The organism is Candidatus Pelagibacter sp. PS_37, assembly GCF_059417825.1.
In genome coordinates this window covers 202,355-222,046 of sequence record NZ_CM182067.1, presented here as the reverse complement: position 1 = coordinate 222,046, position 19,692 = coordinate 202,355, and the positions used below count along the sequence as shown (strand labels likewise).

The window sequence follows — 19,692 nt, the reverse complement described above, 5'->3', positions numbered from 1 at the left end:
ATGAATAAAAAATTCAGTGAAATTTATCAAAACTCTATAAAAAACCCTGAAGATTTTTGGCAAGAAGTGTCTAACGATATTTTTTGGTTTAAAAAACCAACAAAAATTCTAAACAAATCTAATCCTCCTTTTTATAAATGGTTTGAGGATGGAGTTACTAACACCTGTTATAATGCTTTAGACCTTCATATTGATGAAGGTAGAGGTGAAAAATTAGCTTTAATCTATGACAGTCCCATAACTGGCAACAAAAAGCAATTTACCTATAAAGAATTAAAAGAAAAAGTTTCAAAATTTGCAGGAGCTTTAAAAAATCAAGGGGTTAATAAGGGAGATAGAGTTATAATCTATATGCCCATGATCCCAGAGGCAGTTATTGCAATGTTGGCTTGTGGAAGAATTGGAGCAATTCACTCTGTGGTGTTTGGTGGTTTTGCATCCAGTGAATTAGCAAGCAGAATCGATGATAGTAAAGCAAAAATATTAGTTACGGCTTCGTGTGGTTTTGAACCTGGAAGAACTGTTGAGTACAAACCTCTAGTGGAGGAGGCCATAAAAATGGCATCTCATAAGATAGAAAAATTAATCCTATTTCAAAGATCTGGAAATGAAGCAAATATAAATGCTCCAAAAGAAATCAGTTGGGATGAAGCGCTTTCAAATGCAAAAGAAGTAGATTGTGTTGAAATGAATTCAAATGATTTAGCTTATATTTTATATACCTCAGGAACTACGGGTGTGCCAAAAGGAATAGTTAGAGATATTGGTGGTCATATAGTTGCTCTAAAATGGACTATGAAAAATATTTACAATATTGATACTGATGATGTCTGGTGGTCAGCAAGTGATATTGGCTGGATAGTTGGTCATTCTTATATAGTCTATGCTCCTTTGTTTAAAGGTTGCACCACAGTACTATTTGAAGGAAAACCTGTTGGCACTCCTGATGCCGGTGCTTTTTGGAAAATAATTTCTGATTATAAAGTAAAATCACTTTTTACTGCACCAACTGCTTTTAGGGCTATTAAAAAAGAAGACCCTGAGGGAAAGTTTTTTTCCAAGTATGATTTAAGTAAATTTGAGTCATTATTTTTAGCTGGTGAAAGGGCTGACCCTGATACTATTAAGTGGGCAGAAAATTTATTAAAAGTTCCTGTAATTGATCATTGGTGGCAAACAGAAACAAGTTGGGCAATTAGTTCTAATTGTACAGGAATTGAAATGATGAAAACAAAGTATGGCTCAGCTTGTAAGGCAGTTCCTGGTTATGACGTTCAAATTATGAAGCCAGATCAAACTTTAGCAAAACCTAATGAGATGGGAGATATAGTTATAAAATTACCTTTGCCTCCTGGAACTTTTCCAACACTATGGAATGCAGATCAAAGATACAAAGATAATTACATGACCAACTATGACGGTTACTATGAAACTTATGATGCAGGTCATATAGATGAAGATGGTTACATTTGGATTATGTCTAGAACAGATGATATTATTAATGTTGCAGGTCACAGATTATCAACTGGAGCAATTGAAGAAGTTTTATCAGAACACCAATCAGTTGCTGAGTGTGCAGTATTAGGCGTTGCGGATAAATTAAAAGGACAATTGCCAATTGGTCTGGTCGTTCTTAAATCTGGTGTTGAAAAAGATCACGCAACAATTTCAAAAGAGTGCATTCAGATGGTTAGAGATAAAATTGGTCCTGTTGCTGCATTTAAGATTGTAATTGTTATTAAAAGATTACCAAAAACAAGATCTGGAAAAATATTAAGAGGAACAATAAGAAAAATTGCTGATGGGGAAGATTATAAAATGCCAGCAACTATTGATGATCCTGCAATTTTAACTGAGATAAAAGAAGACTTAATGAAAAAAAATATTCTTAAATAATGATAAAGACATATTTATTTTTAACTATTGCAATTTTTTGTGAGGTAGGTGGAACAATGTTATTACCCGTGTCACAAAATTTTACCAAAATAATTCCAACTACAACACTTGCAATTTTGTATCTATCTTCATTTTACCTTTTAACATTTGTGGTTGATAAACTTCCTATCGCCATCGTTTATGCAACATGGAGTGGTCTTGGTATATTTACAATTGCAATATTAGGATATATTTTCTTCAAACAATCACTATCATGGCAGGCTGTTTTAGGGTTATTCTTTATTGTTACTGGTGTTGTTCTGGTAAATAGCTTTACTATAAAAACTATTTAAAATTTTAAAGGCTTACCGTCAGGTTCACCCAAAATCTTACCATCTCTCATTTTGATTTGGCCAGCAATAATTGTTGACACAGGAGTTCCTTTAAATTCATACCCATCAAAAGGTGACCAAGCACATTTACTTTCAATATTTTCATTTTTAATTGTAATTTTTTTATTCATATCAACGATTGTGAAATCTGCATCAAATCCTTCTTTAATAAAACCTTTGTCTTGAATGCCAAAAATTTTTACTGGATTTTCACATATAGAATTCATTAATTGTTCTAAACTTAATTTTCCATCATTAACATGGTTTAACATAACTGGTAAAAGTGTCTGAACACCTGGCATTCCAGATGGTGAATTGGGATATTTTTTTTCTTTGTTTTCTTTTAAATGTGGAGCATGATCAGACCCAATTGTGTCATTAAGATTATTTTTTACTCCATACCATAACCTGTCATAGTGAGACTTATCTCTTATTGGTGGGTTCATTTGAGCATATGTTCCAAGTTTATCATAACAATCTGGGGCATAGATTGTTAGATGTTGAGGTGTTATCTCAAATGTGATGTTACCTTTGTGCTGCGATAAAAAATCAATTTCTTGTTTGGTTGTTACATGAAGGATGTGTGCTTTTTTTTTATATCGCTCAGCTATTCTTACAATTCTTCTAGTCGATGAAATTGCACATTCTTCACTTCTCCAAATTGGATGTGAGTGAACATCTCCATCTTTAATTAATTTTTTATTCCTATTTAAAATTTCTTCATCTTCAGAGTGAACTGAAACAACTTTAGAGCTACTTTTAAATACTTTCTCAATATCTTCTTCAAATTGAACCAATAGATTTCCTGTCGAAGAACCAGCAAAAAGCTTAATTCCACAACATCCTTCTAAGTTTTTTAAGTCTGCTAACTCATCAGCGTTGTCTGGTGTTGCACCAAAATAAAAAGCATAGTTGCAATACATTCTATTTTTTGCAAGATCTAATTTCTTTTGAAATTCAATTTTATTAGAAGTTGGTGGATTAGTATTTGGCATTTCAAAAACACTCGTTATTCCTCCAACAATTGCTGCCTTACTTCCAGAATGAAGATCTTCTGTGTCAGTTGATCCGGGTTCCCTAAAATGAGTTTGAGTATCAATACATCCTGGTAAAACAGTTAATCCCTTGGCATCAAAAACTTCTTTTGCTTCACTATCAATTTTACCAATTTCTATGATTTTACCATCTTTGATTGCTATATCTTGATCTTTAAGATCTTTATCTATGTAGCAAGAACCGTTTTTAATTATTAGATCTAACATTTATGAAAAAAGTAATTATATTATATTAAGACATCAATCAATTATGAATAATCAAAATGTATACATTTTAGAAGATAGAGGAATTCTGTATATAAACGGTGCAGATGCTAAAGAATTTTTACAGAATATGATTAGTAATGATATTAATAAAGTAAGTGAAGACAGTAGTTGTTTTGCATCACTATTAACTCCTCAAGGAAAATTTCTTTTTGCTTTTATTATCATAAAACACAAGTCTGGCTACTTCATTGACTGTGAAAAATCTCAAACAGAAGCACTTTTCAAACAACTTAGTGTCTATAAACTTAGATCAAAAGTTGAAATTATGAATCTTAGTAACGAATTTGTTGTAGCTGCGTTTAATAAAGAAAAATTTTTAGAATTTGAAGGATCAAAAGATATTGCTGGGAATACAATTAAATATAGAGAAGATTCCATCTTGTTAGACCCAAGAAATAAAGATTTAGGTGCAAGGCTTATCATCAATTTAGAAAAGCTTTATCTGTCTTTAAAAAAATTAGAGCTAAAAGATTCTCCAATTACTGAATATTATAAATTGAGTCATCAATTAGGAATTCCTCAAAAAAACATGAATAAATTACAGAATAAGCTATTTGGAATTGAATGTAACTTTGAAGAATTGAATGGAATAGACTTTAAAAAAGGCTGTTATGTTGGGCAAGAGAATACCGCAAGAATTAAATTAAAAAATAAACTTTCAAAAAGATTATTACCTATTTATTTAATTGAAGGAGAAATAAATCAAGATGATTTAATCTATAATGGTGATTTTGAGATAGGAAAAGTTTTAATAAGTAATGAATATCCTTTTGCTTTAATTAAATATTTGGATGATAATTTTAATCAAGAAAATGAGTTTAAAAGCAAAAACGCTAAGTTAAAAATCAAAATTCCTAGTTGGATTAATTAGTGCGTCAGAATAAATGCATGACAAGATTGTATCAAATTGATAGGTTTTAATATGGAGTTTACTGAAGAAGTAAAAAAAGCAACCGATCCAATTTATCAAAAAATCTCTAAGGTTTTACCTGAGATTGAATGGTCAGTTCATGCTCCCTATATTCATAGAATTAATCAATTAAAAAAAGAAAAAAATGCAGTTATTCTTGCGCATAATTATCAAACACCAGAAATTTATCACGGTGTAGCAGATTTTGCAGCTGACTCTTTGGCTCTAGCAGTAGAAGCTTCAAAAACTTCAGCAGATATTATTGTAATGGCTGGTGTACACTTTATGGCAGAGACAGCAAAATTAATGAGTCCACAAAAAAAAGTTTTGTTACCCGATATGCTTGCAGGATGCTCCTTGTCATCCTCTATTACAGGTAAGGATGTAAGATTATTAAAAGAAAAATATCCAGGGGTACCTGTTGTTTCCTATGTAAATACTTCGGCAGATGTTAAAGCTGAAACTGACATTTGCTGTACATCAGCTAATGCCGTTAAGATTGTTAATTCTCTTGGTGTTAAAAAAGTTATATTTCTACCTGATGATTATTTAGCTAAATATGTAGCTTCTCAGACAGATGTTGAAATTATTGCTTGGAAAGGAATTTGCATTGTTCATGACCAATTTAACGAAAAAGAAATCCACGATATAAGAAAAAATAATCCAGGAATAAAGATTATTGCACATCCTGAATGTCCACCCGATGTAATTAAAGCAAGTGACTTTGCTGGTTCAACTTCAGGAATGATCAAATATGTAGAGGACAACCAACCTAAAAAGGTAATGATGGTTACGGAATGTTCTATGAGTGATAATATTCAGGTAGAAAATCCTAATGTTGAATTTATTAAACCATGCAACCTATGTCCTCATATGAAAAGAATTACTCTACCAAAAATTTTGGCCTGTTTAGAAAATGAAACTGGTGAGATAATTATGGATAATGAAACTATCAACAAAGCAAGAATACCCGTTGAAAGAATGACTGCTATTGGCAGATAATAAATGTGCCTAAAATTAAATTAAGCAAATATTATATCAAGAATAAAGTTAAGCTTGCATTAAATGAGGATCTTTATCCAAATGGAGATATTACTTCAAGTTTAGTTAAGAATAGTAAAGTTATAAAAATCAAATTAATTTCAAATCAACAAGCTGTAATTGCTGGCTTAGAGTTTGCTAAACAAACCTTCAAATTAATTGATAATAAAATTAAATTTATTATTAAAAAAAAAGAAGGTTCAATAGTCAAAAAGAACGACGTAGTGGCAACAATTGAGGGTAGGGCTGAAAATATTTTAATTGGTGAGAGGGTTGCTTTAAATTTTTTAAGTCATATCTCTGGAATTGCTACTAAGACTAATCAATTTGTTAAATTAGCTAATAAAAAAACTAAAATTTGCTGTACTAGAAAAACAATTCCAACCTTAAGAGTAATACAAAAATATGCCGTTTCGTTAGGTGGTGGTACAAACCATAGGTTTAATTTAAGTGATGAATTTCTTATTAAAGACAATCATATTGCCAGCTCTGATATTAAAACTTTAGTATCTCTTGCAATCAAAAATAAAAAAGGAAGAAAAATTACAGTAGAAGTTGATAATTTAAATCAGCTCAAAAAAATAATGGGTTTAAAATTTAATACTGTTTTGTTTGATAATATGAAAAATAAAACACTCAAGGCAGGTGTTAGAATAGCTAAAAAACATTATGAAACAGAAGCTTCTGGGAACGTTAATTTGAAATCTATTAAAAAAATTGCAGCAACGGGTGTCGATAGAGTTTCAATTGGAAGTATCACTCATAGTGTACCAGCTATAGATTTTAAATTTGAAATCTAATTTTTTTTAGAAAGTTCAGCTTGCGCAGCAGCTAATCTTGCTACTGGCACTCTATATGGTGAGCAAGAAACATAATCCAAACCTGCATTAGCACAAAAGTGAATACTTTTAGGGTCTCCACCGTGTTCTCCACAAATTCCAAGTTTAATTTTTTTATTAGTTTTTCTTCCTTTTTCAACTGCAATTTCTATTAAATCACCGACTCCGTCATCTATAGAGATAAATGGATCTATAGAAAAAATCTTATTCTCAAGATAATCATTTAAAAATTTACCGCTATCGTCTCTACTTAAACCGAATGTTGTTTGAGTTAAGTCATTAGTTCCAAAACTAAAGAACTCAGCATGTTTAGCTATATCATCAGCTTTAATTGCTGCTCTTGGTAATTCAATCATTGTACCAACTAAATAATCTATTTTAATTTTTTTATCCTTTTGAACTTCTTTTGCAACTCTGACTACTAAATCTTTCATTATTCTAATCTCAGCTTCAGTTGATACTAAAGGGATCATAATTTCTGGAAATGCCGACTTAATTTTTTTTATCTTAAGTTCAGATAAAGCCTCAAAGATTGCTCTACATTGCATTTCATAAATTTCTGGAAAAGAAATTCCTAATCGACACCCTCTATGACCAAGCATCGGGTTTTGTTCATGTAACTCGTTAATTCGAGACTCAATTTCTTTTAATGGTAACCCCACAACTTTTGCTACATCATTAATTTCTTTTTCTGTTTTTGGAAGAAACTCGTGTAATGGTGGATCTAACAGTCTCACTGTGACAGGAAGACCATTCATAATTTTGAATATTTGTACAAAATCTTTTTTTTGATGTGGTAAAAGTTTTGCTAGCGCCCTGTTTCTATCTTCTACTGTTTTTGATAAAATCATTTCTCTAACAGATAAAATTCTCTCTTCATCAAAAAACATATGTTCGGTTCTACAAAGTCCTATGCCTTCTGCTCCAAAGTCTCTTGCAGTTTTTGTATCTAATGGTGTTTCTGAATTCGTTCTCACTTTTAGTTTTCTAAAATTATCTGCCCAGCTCATTAATTTAGAAAAGTCTCCTGAAATTTCTGGTTTAACCGTTGGCACTTCTCCTAGGATAATTCTTCCTGTTGAACCATCAATTGTAATAATATCTCCCTCTTTAATTTCAACAGAAGAAGTTTTAAAGGTTTTCGCTTCATAGTTAATATCAATCTCACTAGAGCCAGAAACACATGGTCTTCCCATTCCTCTTGCAACCACTGCAGCATGACTAGTCATCCCACCCCTTGCTGTTAAAATTCCTTTTGCAGCATGCATTCCATGAATATCTTCAGGTGACGTTTCTACACGTACTAAAATAGTATCTTGCATAACATTATTTAATCTTTCTGCTTCCTCTGATGTAAAAACAACCTTACCACTTGCAGCGCCTGGAGATGCTGGCAAACCGTTTGCTATAACGTTTAGTGTGCTTTTTTCATCTAATGTAGGGTGTAACAATGTATCTAAAGAAGCCGGATCTATTCTCATTACTGCTTCTTTTTTAGAAATCAACTTTTCTTTAACCATATCAACTGCAATTCTAACAGCTGACTTTGAAGTTCTTTTTCCTGATCTTGTTTGTAGCATCCACAATTTATTATTTTCAACTGTAAATTCTACGTCTTGCATATCTTTGTAGTGTTTTTCTAAAATTTTTAAAATCTTATCTAATTGTTTAAATACTTTTGGCATAGCTTCTTCCATCGAAGCTTCTTTTGCTTTTGCATCTTTTCTTGCTTTTTTGGTTATATACTGAGGGGTTCTTGTACCTGCCACCACATCTTCTCCTTGAGCATTAATTAAGTATTCACCATACACTTCATTAACCCCATCTGATGGATTTCTTGTAAAGACAACACCAGTTGCACAATCATTACCCATATTGCCAAATACCATTGATTGAACATTAACTGCAGTTCCCCATTCAGCAGGAATTTGGTTTAGTTTTCTATAAACTTTTGCCCTGTTACTTTCCCAAGATAGAAATACCGAACTAATAGCTCCTAATAATTGATCATATACGTTCTGGGGAAATTCTTTTTTGGTTTGATTTTTAATAACTTTTTTAAAATCATTAATTAATCCCTCCCAATCATCTGCATCAAGATCTGTATCTAAAAGAACACCTTTAGTTAATTTGTAATTTTCAATTAATTCTTCAAAGTGATAGCCCTCAACACCCATAACAACATTGCCATACATCTGAATAAATCTTCGATAACTATCTTTTGCAAATCTGCTATTAGAAGTTTTTTTTGATAGTGCAAGAACGGTCTTATCATTTAATCCTAAATTTAAAATTGTGTCCATCATGCCAGGCATTGAAACTCTTGCACCAGATCTAACAGATAATAATAAAGGATTTTTTAAATCACCAAATTTTTTCCCTACTTCTTTTTCGATAATTTTTAATTCCTTTTTTATAATATTAACAATTTTTGAATTTAATTTTTTTTTATCTTTATAAAATAATTCACAAACTTTTGTTGAAATTGTAAATCCAGGAGGAACTGGCAGTCCCATTCTGCCCATTTCAGAAAGGTTTGCCCCTTTTCCACCTAAAAAATTTTTAGGATTTTTAATTTTTTTTGAGTCTTTTGATTTAAAGTTTAAAATTAGCTTATTCACTGTTTGATATCTATATTTGAAAAATTTATGTAATTATCAAATGTTCTACATAACATTTGTAAAAGTTCCAATCTGTTTTTTTTAATATTTTTATCATCATCATTGACCTTAACATTGTCAAAAAACTCTGAAGTTGCTTTTTTAGCGCCAGCAAGAATTTCAAGTGTTTCTCTGTAGTTTTCATCTTTGCCAATATTTGTAAAATATTTTCTTATTTCATTAATTTTTTTAAATAGGTTTTTTTCATAGTCATTTTTAAAAATACCAGGGTCAGTTGTATTTGATAGTTCAAGATCTGTATTTTTTAACTCACTTTCAAGTATACTGTAAGCTCTCTTATAGCTTGTGATAATTTCCTCTCCTATGACTTTGCTAATTAGCCCATTAAGTGTTGAAGCTTTTTTATATATTTTGTTCATATGATCTAATCCATGTGCTTTTATACTGGCTTCTATTATCTCTGATCTAATCTTTTTCTCTTTCATGTAGTATTTTAATCTGTCCATTAAAAAATCGGATAATTCTTTTTGAGATGAGTCGTTTGAAAAAATAAACCCTTGGTCTTTATGCAGTGAAGTGGAATAACTAATAAGATCTTTAATCTTAAACTCTTTATTATTATCAATTAATAGCTTTATTACACCAAGTGCAGACCTTCTAAGCGCGTAAGGATCTTTTGAGCTAGTTGGTTTTTGGTTAATTCCAAAAAAACCTACTAAGGTATCAATTTTGTCAGTTAAAGCTAAAGCAATGCTAAATGGTTTCTTTGGAGTTTTGCTATCAAGACCTACTGGTTGATAATGCTCACTTATTGCTAGCGCTATCTCTTTATCAAAACCTTGCACTTCAGCAAAATGTCCACCCATAATTCCCTGAAGCTCAGGAAATTCACCAACAATATCAGAAACTAAATCAACTTTGCAAATCGATGCTGATAGTTCAACTTGATCTTTGCTAATTAATAATTCATCAGAAATCATTCCTCCAAGTTTTCTCATTCTTTGAATTTTGTCAAAATAAGACCCAAGACCTTTAAAATAATTCATATTTTTTAATTTTGAAACTTGTTTAACTAAATTTTGAGATTTATTTTTTTCCCAAAAAAATTGAGCATCGCTTAATCTTGCTTCTACAACCCTTTCATTACCCATCTTAATATAACCTTTTTCATCATTGTTATTTGCCACAACTAAAAATTCATTGGTAATTTTTCCTTTTTTATCAAATGTTGGAAAATATTTTTGATGGTATTGCATTGTAATAATCAAAATTTCTTTTGGAATATTCAAAAATTTCTGATCAAACTTGCACACTAAAATATTTGGTTGCTCAACAATATCTGTAACTTCATCTAAAAGTTTATTATTAGGCTCGACAATGAAATTGTTTTTTCTAGATATTTTTTCAATTTCTTTAACAATAAATTCTTTTCTCAATACGTGATCTATAATTATGCCAGACTGACTAAAGAAATCTTTATAACTTTTAAAATTTTTAAATATTTTTTTTTTATCTTCAAACTCTTTGTCAATAAATGTTGAGTTAGAGGCTATTAAATGATGAAATTTAAAATTTAAACTTTTATCATCAAAAACTGCTAGGATAGATTTTAATGGTCTCGCCCAACTAAGGTTATAGTTTCCCCATGTCATAGATTTTTTCCATTGTAATTTATCAAGGATTATAGGTGTATATTCTTGAAGTAAATCTATGGTATTAATTTTACTTGATGCTTTCTTGAAAAAATAAAATTCTCCTTTTTCCAATGTTTTTTTAAGAAGATCTTTTTTTTCTATTTGATTTGACCTTAAAAACCCCTCAATAGCTTTTTCTGGAGCTTTAACATTTGGTCCTTTTATTTCTTCAGCGTTTTGTATTATTTCTTTAGATAGGCCTTCAAATAAAATTATAAGACGATTTGGTGTTGAAAATGAAGAACTTTTTTTGAACAGAATTTTTTTTTCCTCAAATAAATTTTGAAAATTTTCTAATAAAACATTACGTGAGTTACTCTGTAAACCAGCTGGTATTTCCTCACTAAACAACTCTATAAAAAAATCTGACATTAATCTGTTTGACTGCTTAACCAACTTTCGGCAACTGCTTTTGTAATGTCTCTAATACGCCCTATATAACCCGCTCTTTGAGCAACACTTATAACTCCTCTTGCATCTAAAATATTAAATGCATGGCTTGCTTTTAGACATTGATCATATGCAGGTAATGAAATTTTTTTATCTACCAATGCTTTTGCTTCAAGCTCAAACATATCAAACATTTTGAATAGATTTTCTGTATTGGCATGTTCAAAATTATATGCTGAAAACTCTTTTTCAGCTTGAAGAAACACATCCCCATATTTTACACCTTCATCATTCCATATTAGATCATAAACATTTTTCATTTGTTGAGTAAACATGCAAATTCTTTCAAGACCATATGTTATTTCAACTGAAACAGGTTTACATTCAAATCCAGCCATTTGTTGAAAGTATGTAAATTGAGTAATTTCCATTCCATCACACCAAACTTCCCATCCTAAACCTGCCGCACCTAAAGTTGGACTTTCCCAATCATCTTCAACAAATCTAATATCATGTTCTTTATGATTAATACCGATTACAGCCAAACTATTTAAATAAAGTTTTTTGATATTATCTGGTGAAGGTTTTATTAAAACTTGGAATTGATAATAATGCTGTAATCTATTTGGGTTTTCTCCATATCTTCCATCAGTGGGTCTTCTTGATGGCTGAACATAAGCTGCTTTCCATGGCTTAGGTCCTAATGATCTTAAGGTTGTAGCAGGATGAAAGGTTCCTGCACCAACTTCTATGTCATATGGCTGTAGAAGAATACATCCCTGTTTGCTCCAATATTTTTGAAGATTCAAAATAGTATCTTGAAACGATTGAAATTTAGGTTTTATAATTTTTTCCTTAGAAGCCATATCTTTGCCAGATAGATCTTTCCTCTAAAATATTTGCTAGTTGATCTATTTGATTGCTAGATGAAGATAATTTCTTACTTAACCAACCCTTAGATTTTTCAAATTTTTTGATAATCACATCTTCACCAAATTTTTCTTTTAAAATTTCATTAGCATTACCAAGTCCATCAATTAGGCCTAGCTCTTTTGATTTACTACCCGCCCAAAACTCTCCTGAGAACAATTCAATCCCATCCTTTTTAAGTTTAGATCCTCTGCTTTCTTCTACAACTTTAATAAAATCTTTATGCAGATCTAGTTGGATATTCTTAAGTCTCTCAATATCTTCTGACTTCTCTTCTTGAAAGGGATCTAATGAGCTTTTATTTTTTCCAGCTGTATGAACTCTTCTTTCTACACCAATTTTTTTAATTAGTTCTGTAAATCCAAATGATGAATAAATAACCCCTATTGATCCAATAATTGAACTTGAATTTGCATATATCTCATCTCCTGCACAAGCTATTAAGTATCCACCAGAAGCTGCAACATCTTCCGCGAACACTATTACTTTTATTTTGTTTTTCTTAGCTTGAGCTCTAATAAATTTGTAGATTAAATGTGATTGGACTGGCGATCCACCCGGTGAATTTATAGTAATTGCCACTGCTTTTGCTTTTTTTAGTGAAAAAGCCTTTTCTATAATCTCTTGTTGTCCTGCAAAATCTATGCCCTGTTTAAACTTTCCAGCATTGCCAATTACACCATTTAGCTTGATATGAGCTATTATTTTTTTCTTTTTAAAAAAAGAGAACATTGTTAATCCTTATAGAATTTTTGATTTAATATAAAGCCTACTTATAGTTGAAGATTAAGGTGCGTCAATTGATAAGTAATAAATATAACTTAATTATACTAACTTATTTTTTATGGGAACTGTAGTTCAACTTAGAAACCAAATAAATAATTCATATTATCAGCTAAAAGATTCTGTTGATGAAAAATTAGTTTTAGTTGAAGAAAAGATTAAATCAAAACTCTTGAGTGATGTAGACCTCGTTCAAAAAATGACTGAATATCATATCGACACTGGTGGAAAAAGATTAAGAGCCCTACTAACACTTGGGTCAGCTAAGTTATGTGGCTACACTAAAGGAGGTCGAGATATTAATTTAGCAGCATGTGTAGAAATGATACATGGGGCCACTTTAATGCATGATGATGTCATTGATCTTGGAAATATTAGAAGAGGTAAAAAAACATTAAATTCAATTTGGGGAAATCACTCTTCTGTATTAATTGGTGACTATCTTTTAAGTAGATGTTTTGAAATGATGGTCGATGATGGTAATATAGAAGTTTTAAAACTTTTATCCTCAACTTCGTCAAAGATCGCTCAAGGAGAGGTATTACAACTACAACACAAAGGTGAAGTAGACATGTTGGAGGAAACATATTTTAAGATTATTACAGCAAAAACAGCTGAACTTTTTTCTGCAGCAACTAAGGTTGGTGCAATTTTATCTAATAAAGAAACAAAAGAAAAAGAGGCACTAGAGTTTTATGGAAAAAACTTAGGCTTAACATTTCAAATTGCTGATGACACATTAGATTACAATTCTGATCTAAAATTTTTTGGTAAAAAAATTGGTAAAGATTTTCTTGAGGGTAAAATTACTTTACCTGTTATTTTATTATTTCAGAATGTATCATCAATAGAAAAAGATAAGTTAAAAAATATTTTTAAACAAGAAACAAGATCAAATGAAGATTTAAATTTAACCTTAGAGCTTATTAAGAAATACAACATAATAAATGAATGCTACAAAAAAGCTGAACATTTTATTAACCTTGCATCAAATTCTTTAACTGTATTTAAGGATAGTGATGAAAAAAAGATTTTAGAGAGTCTTACATCATTTAGTCTGCAAAGAACCTTTTAGGGGCTTAATAAAGATTTAACCCAGTTTCCCTCGGTATCTTTAGTATATTTAAGTCTTTCATGAATTCTGCTCTCTCCATCTAACCAAAATTCTATACTTGTGGGTATCAAATTCCAACCTGACCAATGCTCTGGTCTTGGTACATCATTTTTATTACTATATTTTTTTTTATATTCTTCTATTGAGTTTAAAAGTTCATCTCTATTATTTATTACAGTGCTTTGTTTTGAGGCCCATGCACCAATTCTACTCTCATAACCTCTACTGCTATAATATTCATCTGCCACTTTATTAGAAACTTTTTGCACCATTCCATTAATTCTTACTTGTCTTAGAAGGCTTTTCCAATGAAAACACATGGATGCTTTTGGGTTATTTTTTAATACATTTCCCTTCTGACTATTTAGATTGGTATAAAAAACAAATCCATCTTTGTTAAAATCTTTTAATAAGACCATTCTAATTGATGGAAAATTATTTTGATCTGATGTGGCTAAAGCTAGTGCATTTGGATCATTTAACTCTGTTTTTTTTGCTTCATTCATCCAAACTTCAAATAAATCTATTGGATCAATTTTATCTAAAAAGCATTTATTAAGGCCTAATGAGTTTTTTTGATTCATAATTTTAACAAAATAATCTATATACTATAGATAATGTCATTTAATACTTTTGGAAAGCAATTTCGTTTCACAACATGGGGAGAATCTCATGGCCCAGCATTAGGTTGTGTCGTTGATGGTTGTCCACCAAATATAAACTTAAAAGAGCAAGATATTCAAGTTGAGCTAGATAAAAGAAAACCAGGACAATCAAAATTTACAACACAGAGAAAAGAAGATGATAAAGTACAAATTTTATCAGGTGTATTTGAGGGCAAAACGACTGGAACACCTATTTCTTTAATTATTTACAATCAAGATATGAGGTCAAAAGATTATGGAGATATCAAAGATAAATTCAGACCTGGACACGCTGATTTTACGTACTTTAAGAAATATGGAATAAGAGATTACCGTGGCGGTGGAAGATCCTCTGCAAGAGAAACAGCTGCAAGAGTTGCTGCGGGTGCAATTGCTAAAAAAGTTTTAGAGAATAAATTAGGTAAAAAATTTAAAGTTGTAGGGGCTGTTACTCAATTAGGAATATTGGGATGTGATACTAGAAAATGGAACGACCTAACAATTAACAAAAATCCCTTTTTTTGTCCTGATAAGAATATGCTGAAACTTTGGGAAAAATATTTGTTAGATATAAGAAAGTCTGGATCATCTTGTGGAGCAGTTATTGAAGTAAGAGCCAGAGGAATTCCTGTTGGTTTAGGTGCTCCAATTTATTCTAAATTAGATATGGATATTGCCTCTGCAATGATGAGTATTAATGCTGTTAAAGGTGTTAATATTGGATCTGGAATGAATTCTGCACAATTAAGTGGAGAACAAAACTCAGATGAAATTTCACAAAAAGGTAAAAAATTAAAATTTGATTCTAATAATGCAGGTGGAATTCTTGGTGGTATTTCAACAGGACAAGAAATTGTTGTTTCATTTGCTGTTAAGCCAACATCATCAATTTTAACAACTAGAAAAACTATAAATAAGTTTGGAAAAAATACTACTATTTCAGTTAAAGGTCGGCATGATCCTTGTGTTGGTATTCGTGCAGTTCCTGTAGGGGAAGCAATGATGAATTGTGTTTTGTTAGACCATTACTTAATGAACAAAGCTCAGTGTAGCTAATTTTAAATTTAATTTTTAACTACTTTTATCGACTCTTTTGTAAATAAGATGTCTAGTATTTTTTTTGATATTTGAGATGCGTTAAGACCAGCAACATCATACATTTTTTTTGGACTATCTTGTTCGATGAAAATATCAGGCAATATCATGGTTCTAAATTTTAAACCTTTATCAAATATACCTTTTTCTGATAATAAATTTTCTACGTGAGAGCCAAAACCTCCAATAGATCCCTCTTCTACAGTAATCATAACCTCATGTTCTCGCGCACATTTTAAAATAAGTTCTTGGTCCAAGGGTTTAGCAAAACGAGCGTCAACTATCGTTGACTCAATTCCTTTATTTTTTAATTCTGCTGCTGCAATTTTACATTCTTCCAATCTAGTTCCTATACTTAAAATACAAACCTGTTTCCCTTCTTGAATAACTCTTCCTTTTCCAATCTCTATGTTCTCATCTATTGATGGTAATTCCACTCCTATGCCATTTCCTCTTGGGTATCTAATAGCACAAGGTTTGTTATTGATTGACATCGATGTATTTATCATTTTAACTAATTCTGCTTCATCACTAGGTGCCATTACTATAAAATTAGGAAGAGTAGAAAGATAAGTAATATCGAATGAGCCAGCATGAGTTGATCCATCAGCACCTACTAAACCTGCTCTATCTATAATAAATCTCACAGGTAAACTTTGAATAGCCACATCATGAACCACTTGATCATAAGCTCTTTGTAAAAAAGTCGAATAGATTGCAACATATGGCTTATAGCCTTCAGTGGCTAACCCTGCTGCAAAAGTAACAGCATGCTGCTCAGCAATTCCAACATCAAACATTCTTTTTGGAAAATCTTTGGCAAAAATATCCATACCCGTTCCACCTGGCATAGCAGCAGTAACTCCTACAACTTTACTGTCTCTTTCTGCATGTTTCACTAAAGTGTTTGCAAAAACCTTTGTATAAGCTGGAAGATTTGTTCCACTTTTTACCTGTTCGCCAGTTACAACATTAAATTTTGAAACACCGTGATAATGATCACTAGCTTTTTCAGCATAAGAATATCCTTTACCTTTTTGAGTTTTTATATGAATCATAATTGGACCTTGATGCTTTGAGTCTCTTGCATTTTTTAAAATTGGTATGAGTGTAGACAAATCATGTCCATCTATTGGACCAACATAATAAAAGCCTAAAGAATTAAAAAGAGTACCACCAGTTACAGCTGATCTTAAAAAATCCTCAGCTTTTCCAGCTTTAGCACTAAATCTTTTAGAAAAAGCAGAAACTATTAATTTAAAAGTTTCCCTTAAACTGAAATAAATTTTTCCTGTTAACAGTTTAGCTAAATAAGTTCTCATAGCACCTACTGGTTTTGCAATCGACATATCGTTATCATTTAAAATAACAATCATTTTAGTTTTTGAAGCACCTGCGTTATTCATAGCCTCATATGCCATACCTGCACTAATTGCTCCATCTCCTATAACTGCGATTATATTACTTGATTTATTTGATAACTTATTTGCTTCTGCCATGCCTAGAGCTGATGATATTGATGTTGAGCTATGTGCTGCACCAAATGGATCATACTCACTTTCAGATCTTTTTGTAAAACCAGACAATCCATTACCTTGTCTCAATGTTTTAATTTTTGATTTTCTTCCAGTCAAAATTTTATGTGGATAAGTTTGATGACCCACATCCCAAATTAGTCTGTCATTTGGAGTATCAAATACGTAATGTAAAGCTACGGTTAGCTCAACAACCCCAAGACCTGCACCTAAGTGTCCTCCTGTTTCAGATACTGCATCAATCATCTCTTTTCTAACTTCGTTAGAAACTTCTTGAAGATCGTTCTCTGATAATTTTCTTAAGTCAGAAGGAAAATTAATATCTTTGAGAAATTTATAGTTTTGCATTATTTATTTCTTTTTAAAATGTAGTCTAGGGTTTCATTTAAACTGTTAGTGTTTGAACTATATTTATTTAAATCTTTAATTATTTTAGACTTAATTTTATCAGCATATTTAATAGCATTTTGATATCCTAGTAAACTGATTAAAGTGGCTTTACCTTTTTTCTTGTCCTTACCTGTTAACTTACCAGCAATAACTGTAGAGCCCTTAAAGTCTATTAAATCGTCAGCAATTTGAAATAAAAGTCCAATATTTGACCCTATATTTTCAAAAAACTTTATTTGTGTATTACTTTTTCTCTTAATAATAACTGGGACAGTGCAACAAAAGCTAAAGAGCTTGCCTGTTTTTTTTATTTCCATGTCTATAATTTTACTTTTAGAAACTTTTTTCTTTTCAAAACTAAGATCTAAATATTGACCACCAGCTATTCCTAGATGTCCAGAAGTCTCTGAGAGTTTTTTTATTAGATCTACTTTTATTTTTTCATTTAACTTTAAGCTCGAACTAACCAAGATTTCAAAAGCCATTGTTAAAAGTGAGTTTCCTGCTAGTACCGCTGTTGATTCTCCAAATTTAATATGTGTAGAAATTTTTCCTCTTCTTATTTTATCATCATCCATGCAAGGTAAATCATCATGTATTAATGAATAAGCATGAATACATTCAACTGCAGCACCAATAGAAATTAATGTTTTATAATTAATTTTAAATATAGCTCCTATATCAATTAAAATTTTTGATCTAATTTTTTTTCCACCAGGAAATAACCCATATTCCATAGCAGCTATTAATTCTGTTCTTTTTTGTCCTTTAATAAATTGCTTTAAAAATAAGTTTGTATCTTTTGCTATTCTAGCAAGTTTATTTTGCATTTTTTTTTGAATTTATATTGTTAATTTTTTTTTTTGTTTCTTCATTGATCATTTTTGAAGTTTTATAGAATTTTTTTTCAATAATATTATTTAATTTTAATAATTGCTGATATGAATCAATTGAATTCTGCAAGTCTTTCTCCGACTCTAAAGATTCAATAATATTATTGGCCTCTTTTGTTAACTCCTCAAGAGACAGTGTGTTATTATCAAGTGGTAAATTTTTATCTTTCATATAATAATAATTATTAATACATGAAATCTAATCAATCAAATATCAAAAAAGCAAAAAAATACCTTGATAAAAATTACTGTATTGGCGTACCTACTGAAACTGTTTATGGTCTAGCCGCTAATGCATACAAGAATTCAGCAGTAAATAAGATTTATAATTTAAAAAAGAGACCAAAAAACAACCCTTTAATCGTACATTATCACGATATCGATTCTCTTAAAAAAGATTGCTTGATAAATGATAATTTTATTAAACTTTATAAAAAATTTTCACCTGGCCCAATAACATACGTATTACAATTAAAAAAAAACTCTAAGATTTCAAAATATGTAACTAATAATAAGAAAAGTTTAGCAGTAAGATTTCCAAAACACACAATATTTAAAAATTTACTAAAACAGCTAGATTATCCATTAGCTGCACCTAGTGCTAATATTACAACTAAAGTAAGTGCTGTTAATGCAAAAGATGTTAAAGAAGAATTCGGTAATAAAATTAAATATATTTTAGACGGAGGTACTTGCGCTATTGGAATAGAGTCTACAATAGTTAATCTTACAGCTAGACCAACTATACTGAGATTAGGAGGTCTAGATATTTCAAAAATTCAAAAAGCTTTAGGTTTCAAGATGAATATATCTACCAATCCTAAGAAAAAAATAACCCCTGGTCAATCACGGCTACATTACTCTCCTGGTATTCCTTTAAGAATGAACGTCACAAAACCAAAAAATGACGAAGCTTTCATAATAATTAAGAAAAAGAAAACTAAACCAAAAAATTATTTTTATTTAACTTCGAAAAGTAATTTAGATGAAGCAGCAAAAAACCTTTATTCGTGTCTAAGAAAAATAAAAAATGAGGGTTATAAATCGATTGCTGTGGAAAAGATTCCTAATATAGGACTTGGTAAAGCTATAAATGATAGATTGCGGAGGGCATCAAAGTATTAGACATTTTGTTTGGTTATGGTGCGCCTGCTAGGAGTCGAACCCAGAACCTCCTGATCCGAAGTCAGGCGCTCTATCCAGTTGAGCTACAAGCGCATATAG

General features: G+C 30.8%; 17 protein-coding genes and 1 tRNA gene. 8 read left to right on the top strand and 10 right to left on the bottom strand.

Annotation, left to right across the window (positions count from 1 at the left end):
- Positions 1–1,896 carry a propionyl-CoA synthetase gene (locus AC5SL9_RS01175; RefSeq protein WP_494574182.1) on the top strand — a complete coding sequence of 632 codons (1,896 nt, stop codon included), beginning with the start codon at positions 1–3 and terminating at the stop codon, positions 1,894–1,896.
- Positions 1,896–2,228: a DMT family transporter gene (locus AC5SL9_RS01170; protein WP_006997281.1), complete on the top strand. Its 333-nt coding sequence runs from the start codon at positions 1,896–1,898 to the stop codon at positions 2,226–2,228. Before AC5SL9_RS01175 ends, AC5SL9_RS01170 begins: the two co-directional genes overlap by 1 nt.
- Here the strand turns inward: AC5SL9_RS01170 and AC5SL9_RS01165 are convergent.
- Entirely contained in the window at positions 2,225–3,529 is a 1,305-nt protein-coding gene (locus tag AC5SL9_RS01165) for a dihydroorotase (protein WP_006997282.1), read from the bottom strand. The two genes, AC5SL9_RS01170 and AC5SL9_RS01165, sit on opposite strands and share 4 nt — an antisense overlap.
- 43 nt (positions 3,530–3,572) lie before the next feature.
- On the opposite strand from AC5SL9_RS01165, the gene ygfZ reads away from it, so the two are divergent.
- The 3 genes from ygfZ to nadC are packed head-to-tail and all read left to right on the top strand — an operon-like array spanning position 3,573 to position 6,340.
- Positions 3,573–4,460 carry a CAF17-like 4Fe-4S cluster assembly/insertion protein YgfZ gene (gene ygfZ / locus AC5SL9_RS01160; RefSeq protein WP_494574181.1) on the top strand — a complete coding sequence of 296 codons (888 nt, stop codon included), beginning with the start codon at positions 3,573–3,575 and terminating at the stop codon, positions 4,458–4,460.
- 51 nt (positions 4,461–4,511) lie between these two features.
- Positions 4,512–5,501, top strand: coding sequence for a quinolinate synthase NadA (nadA, locus tag AC5SL9_RS01155; protein WP_006997284.1), 990 nt, complete (start codon positions 4,512–4,514; stop codon positions 5,499–5,501).
- A 5-nt stretch (positions 5,502–5,506) separates the two neighbouring features.
- Positions 5,507–6,340 (top strand): carboxylating nicotinate-nucleotide diphosphorylase, encoded by an 834-nt coding sequence (gene nadC, locus AC5SL9_RS01150; RefSeq protein ID WP_494574180.1) that lies wholly within the window; start codon positions 5,507–5,509, stop codon positions 6,338–6,340.
- Here nadC and ppdK read toward each other — a convergent pair.
- From ppdK to AC5SL9_RS01130, 4 genes are read right to left on the bottom strand one after another with little or no spacing between them, the layout of a single operon-like run.
- Positions 6,337–9,000: a pyruvate, phosphate dikinase gene (gene ppdK, locus AC5SL9_RS01145; protein WP_494574179.1), complete on the bottom strand. Its 2,664-nt coding sequence runs from the start codon at positions 8,998–9,000 to the stop codon at positions 6,337–6,339. The genes nadC and ppdK overlap by 4 nt on opposite strands.
- Positions 8,997–11,066 (bottom strand): glycine--tRNA ligase subunit beta, encoded by a 2,070-nt coding sequence (glyS, locus tag AC5SL9_RS01140; protein WP_494574178.1) that lies wholly within the window; start codon positions 11,064–11,066, stop codon positions 8,997–8,999. The genes ppdK and glyS overlap by 4 nt, the downstream gene beginning before the upstream one ends.
- Complete coding sequence (locus AC5SL9_RS01135) at positions 11,066–11,950, bottom strand: glycine--tRNA ligase subunit alpha (RefSeq protein WP_006997288.1); 885 nt, start codon at positions 11,948–11,950, stop codon at positions 11,066–11,068. The genes glyS and AC5SL9_RS01135 overlap by 1 nt, the downstream gene beginning before the upstream one ends.
- Positions 11,940–12,746 carry a S49 family peptidase gene (locus AC5SL9_RS01130; RefSeq protein WP_494574177.1) on the bottom strand — a complete coding sequence of 269 codons (807 nt, stop codon included), beginning with the start codon at positions 12,744–12,746 and terminating at the stop codon, positions 11,940–11,942. The genes AC5SL9_RS01135 and AC5SL9_RS01130 overlap by 11 nt, the downstream gene beginning before the upstream one ends.
- Before the next feature lie 112 nt (positions 12,747–12,858).
- On the opposite strand from AC5SL9_RS01130, the gene AC5SL9_RS01125 reads away from it, so the two are divergent.
- Positions 12,859–13,872, top strand: coding sequence for a polyprenyl synthetase family protein (locus AC5SL9_RS01125; RefSeq protein ID WP_006997290.1), 1,014 nt, complete (start codon positions 12,859–12,861; stop codon positions 13,870–13,872).
- Here the strand turns inward: AC5SL9_RS01125 and pdxH are convergent.
- Positions 13,869–14,495 carry a pyridoxamine 5'-phosphate oxidase gene (gene pdxH, locus AC5SL9_RS01120; RefSeq protein ID WP_494574176.1) on the bottom strand — a complete coding sequence of 209 codons (627 nt, stop codon included), beginning with the start codon at positions 14,493–14,495 and terminating at the stop codon, positions 13,869–13,871. The two genes, AC5SL9_RS01125 and pdxH, sit on opposite strands and share 4 nt — an antisense overlap.
- A 33-nt stretch (positions 14,496–14,528) precedes the next feature.
- Between pdxH and aroC the strand changes: the two genes are divergently transcribed.
- Positions 14,529–15,611, top strand: coding sequence for a chorismate synthase (gene aroC / locus AC5SL9_RS01115; protein WP_006997292.1), 1,083 nt, complete (start codon positions 14,529–14,531; stop codon positions 15,609–15,611).
- 8 nt (positions 15,612–15,619) lie between these two features.
- Here the strand turns inward: aroC and dxs are convergent, their stop codons facing one another.
- Genes dxs through AC5SL9_RS01100 form a run of 3 tightly spaced genes read right to left on the bottom strand, consistent with a single transcriptional unit; the run spans position 15,620 to position 18,640 of the window.
- Positions 15,620–17,533, bottom strand: coding sequence for a 1-deoxy-D-xylulose-5-phosphate synthase (gene dxs / locus AC5SL9_RS01110; RefSeq protein WP_006997293.1), 1,914 nt, complete (start codon positions 17,531–17,533; stop codon positions 15,620–15,622).
- The gene (locus AC5SL9_RS01105; RefSeq protein ID WP_006997294.1) at positions 17,533–18,405 is read right to left on the bottom strand and encodes a polyprenyl synthetase family protein; all 873 of its coding nucleotides are present in this window, start codon (positions 18,403–18,405) and stop codon (positions 17,533–17,535) included. Before AC5SL9_RS01105 ends, dxs begins: the two co-directional genes overlap by 1 nt.
- Positions 18,395–18,640, bottom strand: coding sequence for a hypothetical protein (locus AC5SL9_RS01100; protein ID WP_006997295.1), 246 nt, complete (start codon positions 18,638–18,640; stop codon positions 18,395–18,397). The genes AC5SL9_RS01105 and AC5SL9_RS01100 overlap by 11 nt, the downstream gene beginning before the upstream one ends.
- A gap of 20 nt (positions 18,641–18,660) precedes the next feature.
- On the opposite strand from AC5SL9_RS01100, the gene AC5SL9_RS01095 reads away from it, so the two are divergent.
- On the top strand, positions 18,661–19,593 hold the full coding sequence (locus tag AC5SL9_RS01095) for an L-threonylcarbamoyladenylate synthase (RefSeq protein WP_494574175.1): 933 nt from the start codon (positions 18,661–18,663) through the stop codon (positions 19,591–19,593).
- A 16-nt stretch (positions 19,594–19,609) separates the two neighbouring features.
- On the opposite strand, the gene AC5SL9_RS01090 is transcribed toward AC5SL9_RS01095, so the two are convergent.
- Positions 19,610–19,686: transfer RNA gene (locus AC5SL9_RS01090), tRNA-Arg, on the bottom strand.
- Positions 19,687–19,692 lie beyond the last annotated feature (6 nt).

Excerpts from the sequence above, each read along its gene's own strand:
- AC5SL9_RS01175 (WP_494574182.1), top strand. The coding sequence starts at position 1 with ATGAATAAAAAATTCAGTGAAATTTATCAAAACTCTATAAAAAACCCT.
- AC5SL9_RS01170 (WP_006997281.1), top strand. The coding sequence starts at position 1,896 with ATGATAAAGACATATTTATTTTTAACTATTGCAATTTTTTGTGAGGTA.
- AC5SL9_RS01165 (WP_006997282.1), bottom strand. The coding sequence starts at position 3,529 with ATGTTAGATCTAATAATTAAAAACGGTTCTTGCTACATAGATAAAGAT.
- ygfZ (WP_494574181.1), top strand. The coding sequence starts at position 3,573 with ATGAATAATCAAAATGTATACATTTTAGAAGATAGAGGAATTCTGTAT.
- nadA (WP_006997284.1), top strand. The coding sequence starts at position 4,512 with ATGGAGTTTACTGAAGAAGTAAAAAAAGCAACCGATCCAATTTATCAA.
- glyS (WP_494574178.1), bottom strand. The coding sequence starts at position 11,066 with ATGTCAGATTTTTTTATAGAGTTGTTTAGTGAGGAAATACCAGCTGGT.
- AC5SL9_RS01135 (WP_006997288.1), bottom strand. The coding sequence starts at position 11,950 with ATGGCTTCTAAGGAAAAAATTATAAAACCTAAATTTCAATCGTTTCAA.
- AC5SL9_RS01130 (WP_494574177.1), bottom strand. The coding sequence starts at position 12,746 with ATGTTCTCTTTTTTTAAAAAGAAAAAAATAATAGCTCATATCAAGCTA.
- AC5SL9_RS01125 (WP_006997290.1), top strand. The coding sequence starts at position 12,859 with ATGGGAACTGTAGTTCAACTTAGAAACCAAATAAATAATTCATATTAT.
- pdxH (WP_494574176.1), bottom strand. The coding sequence starts at position 14,495 with ATGAATCAAAAAAACTCATTAGGCCTTAATAAATGCTTTTTAGATAAA.
- aroC (WP_006997292.1), top strand. The coding sequence starts at position 14,529 with ATGTCATTTAATACTTTTGGAAAGCAATTTCGTTTCACAACATGGGGA.
- dxs (WP_006997293.1), bottom strand. The coding sequence starts at position 17,533 with ATGCAAAACTATAAATTTCTCAAAGATATTAATTTTCCTTCTGACTTA.
- AC5SL9_RS01105 (WP_006997294.1), bottom strand. The coding sequence starts at position 18,405 with ATGCAAAATAAACTTGCTAGAATAGCAAAAGATACAAACTTATTTTTA.
- AC5SL9_RS01100 (WP_006997295.1), bottom strand. The coding sequence starts at position 18,640 with ATGAAAGATAAAAATTTACCACTTGATAATAACACACTGTCTCTTGAG.
- AC5SL9_RS01095 (WP_494574175.1), top strand. The coding sequence starts at position 18,661 with ATGAAATCTAATCAATCAAATATCAAAAAAGCAAAAAAATACCTTGAT.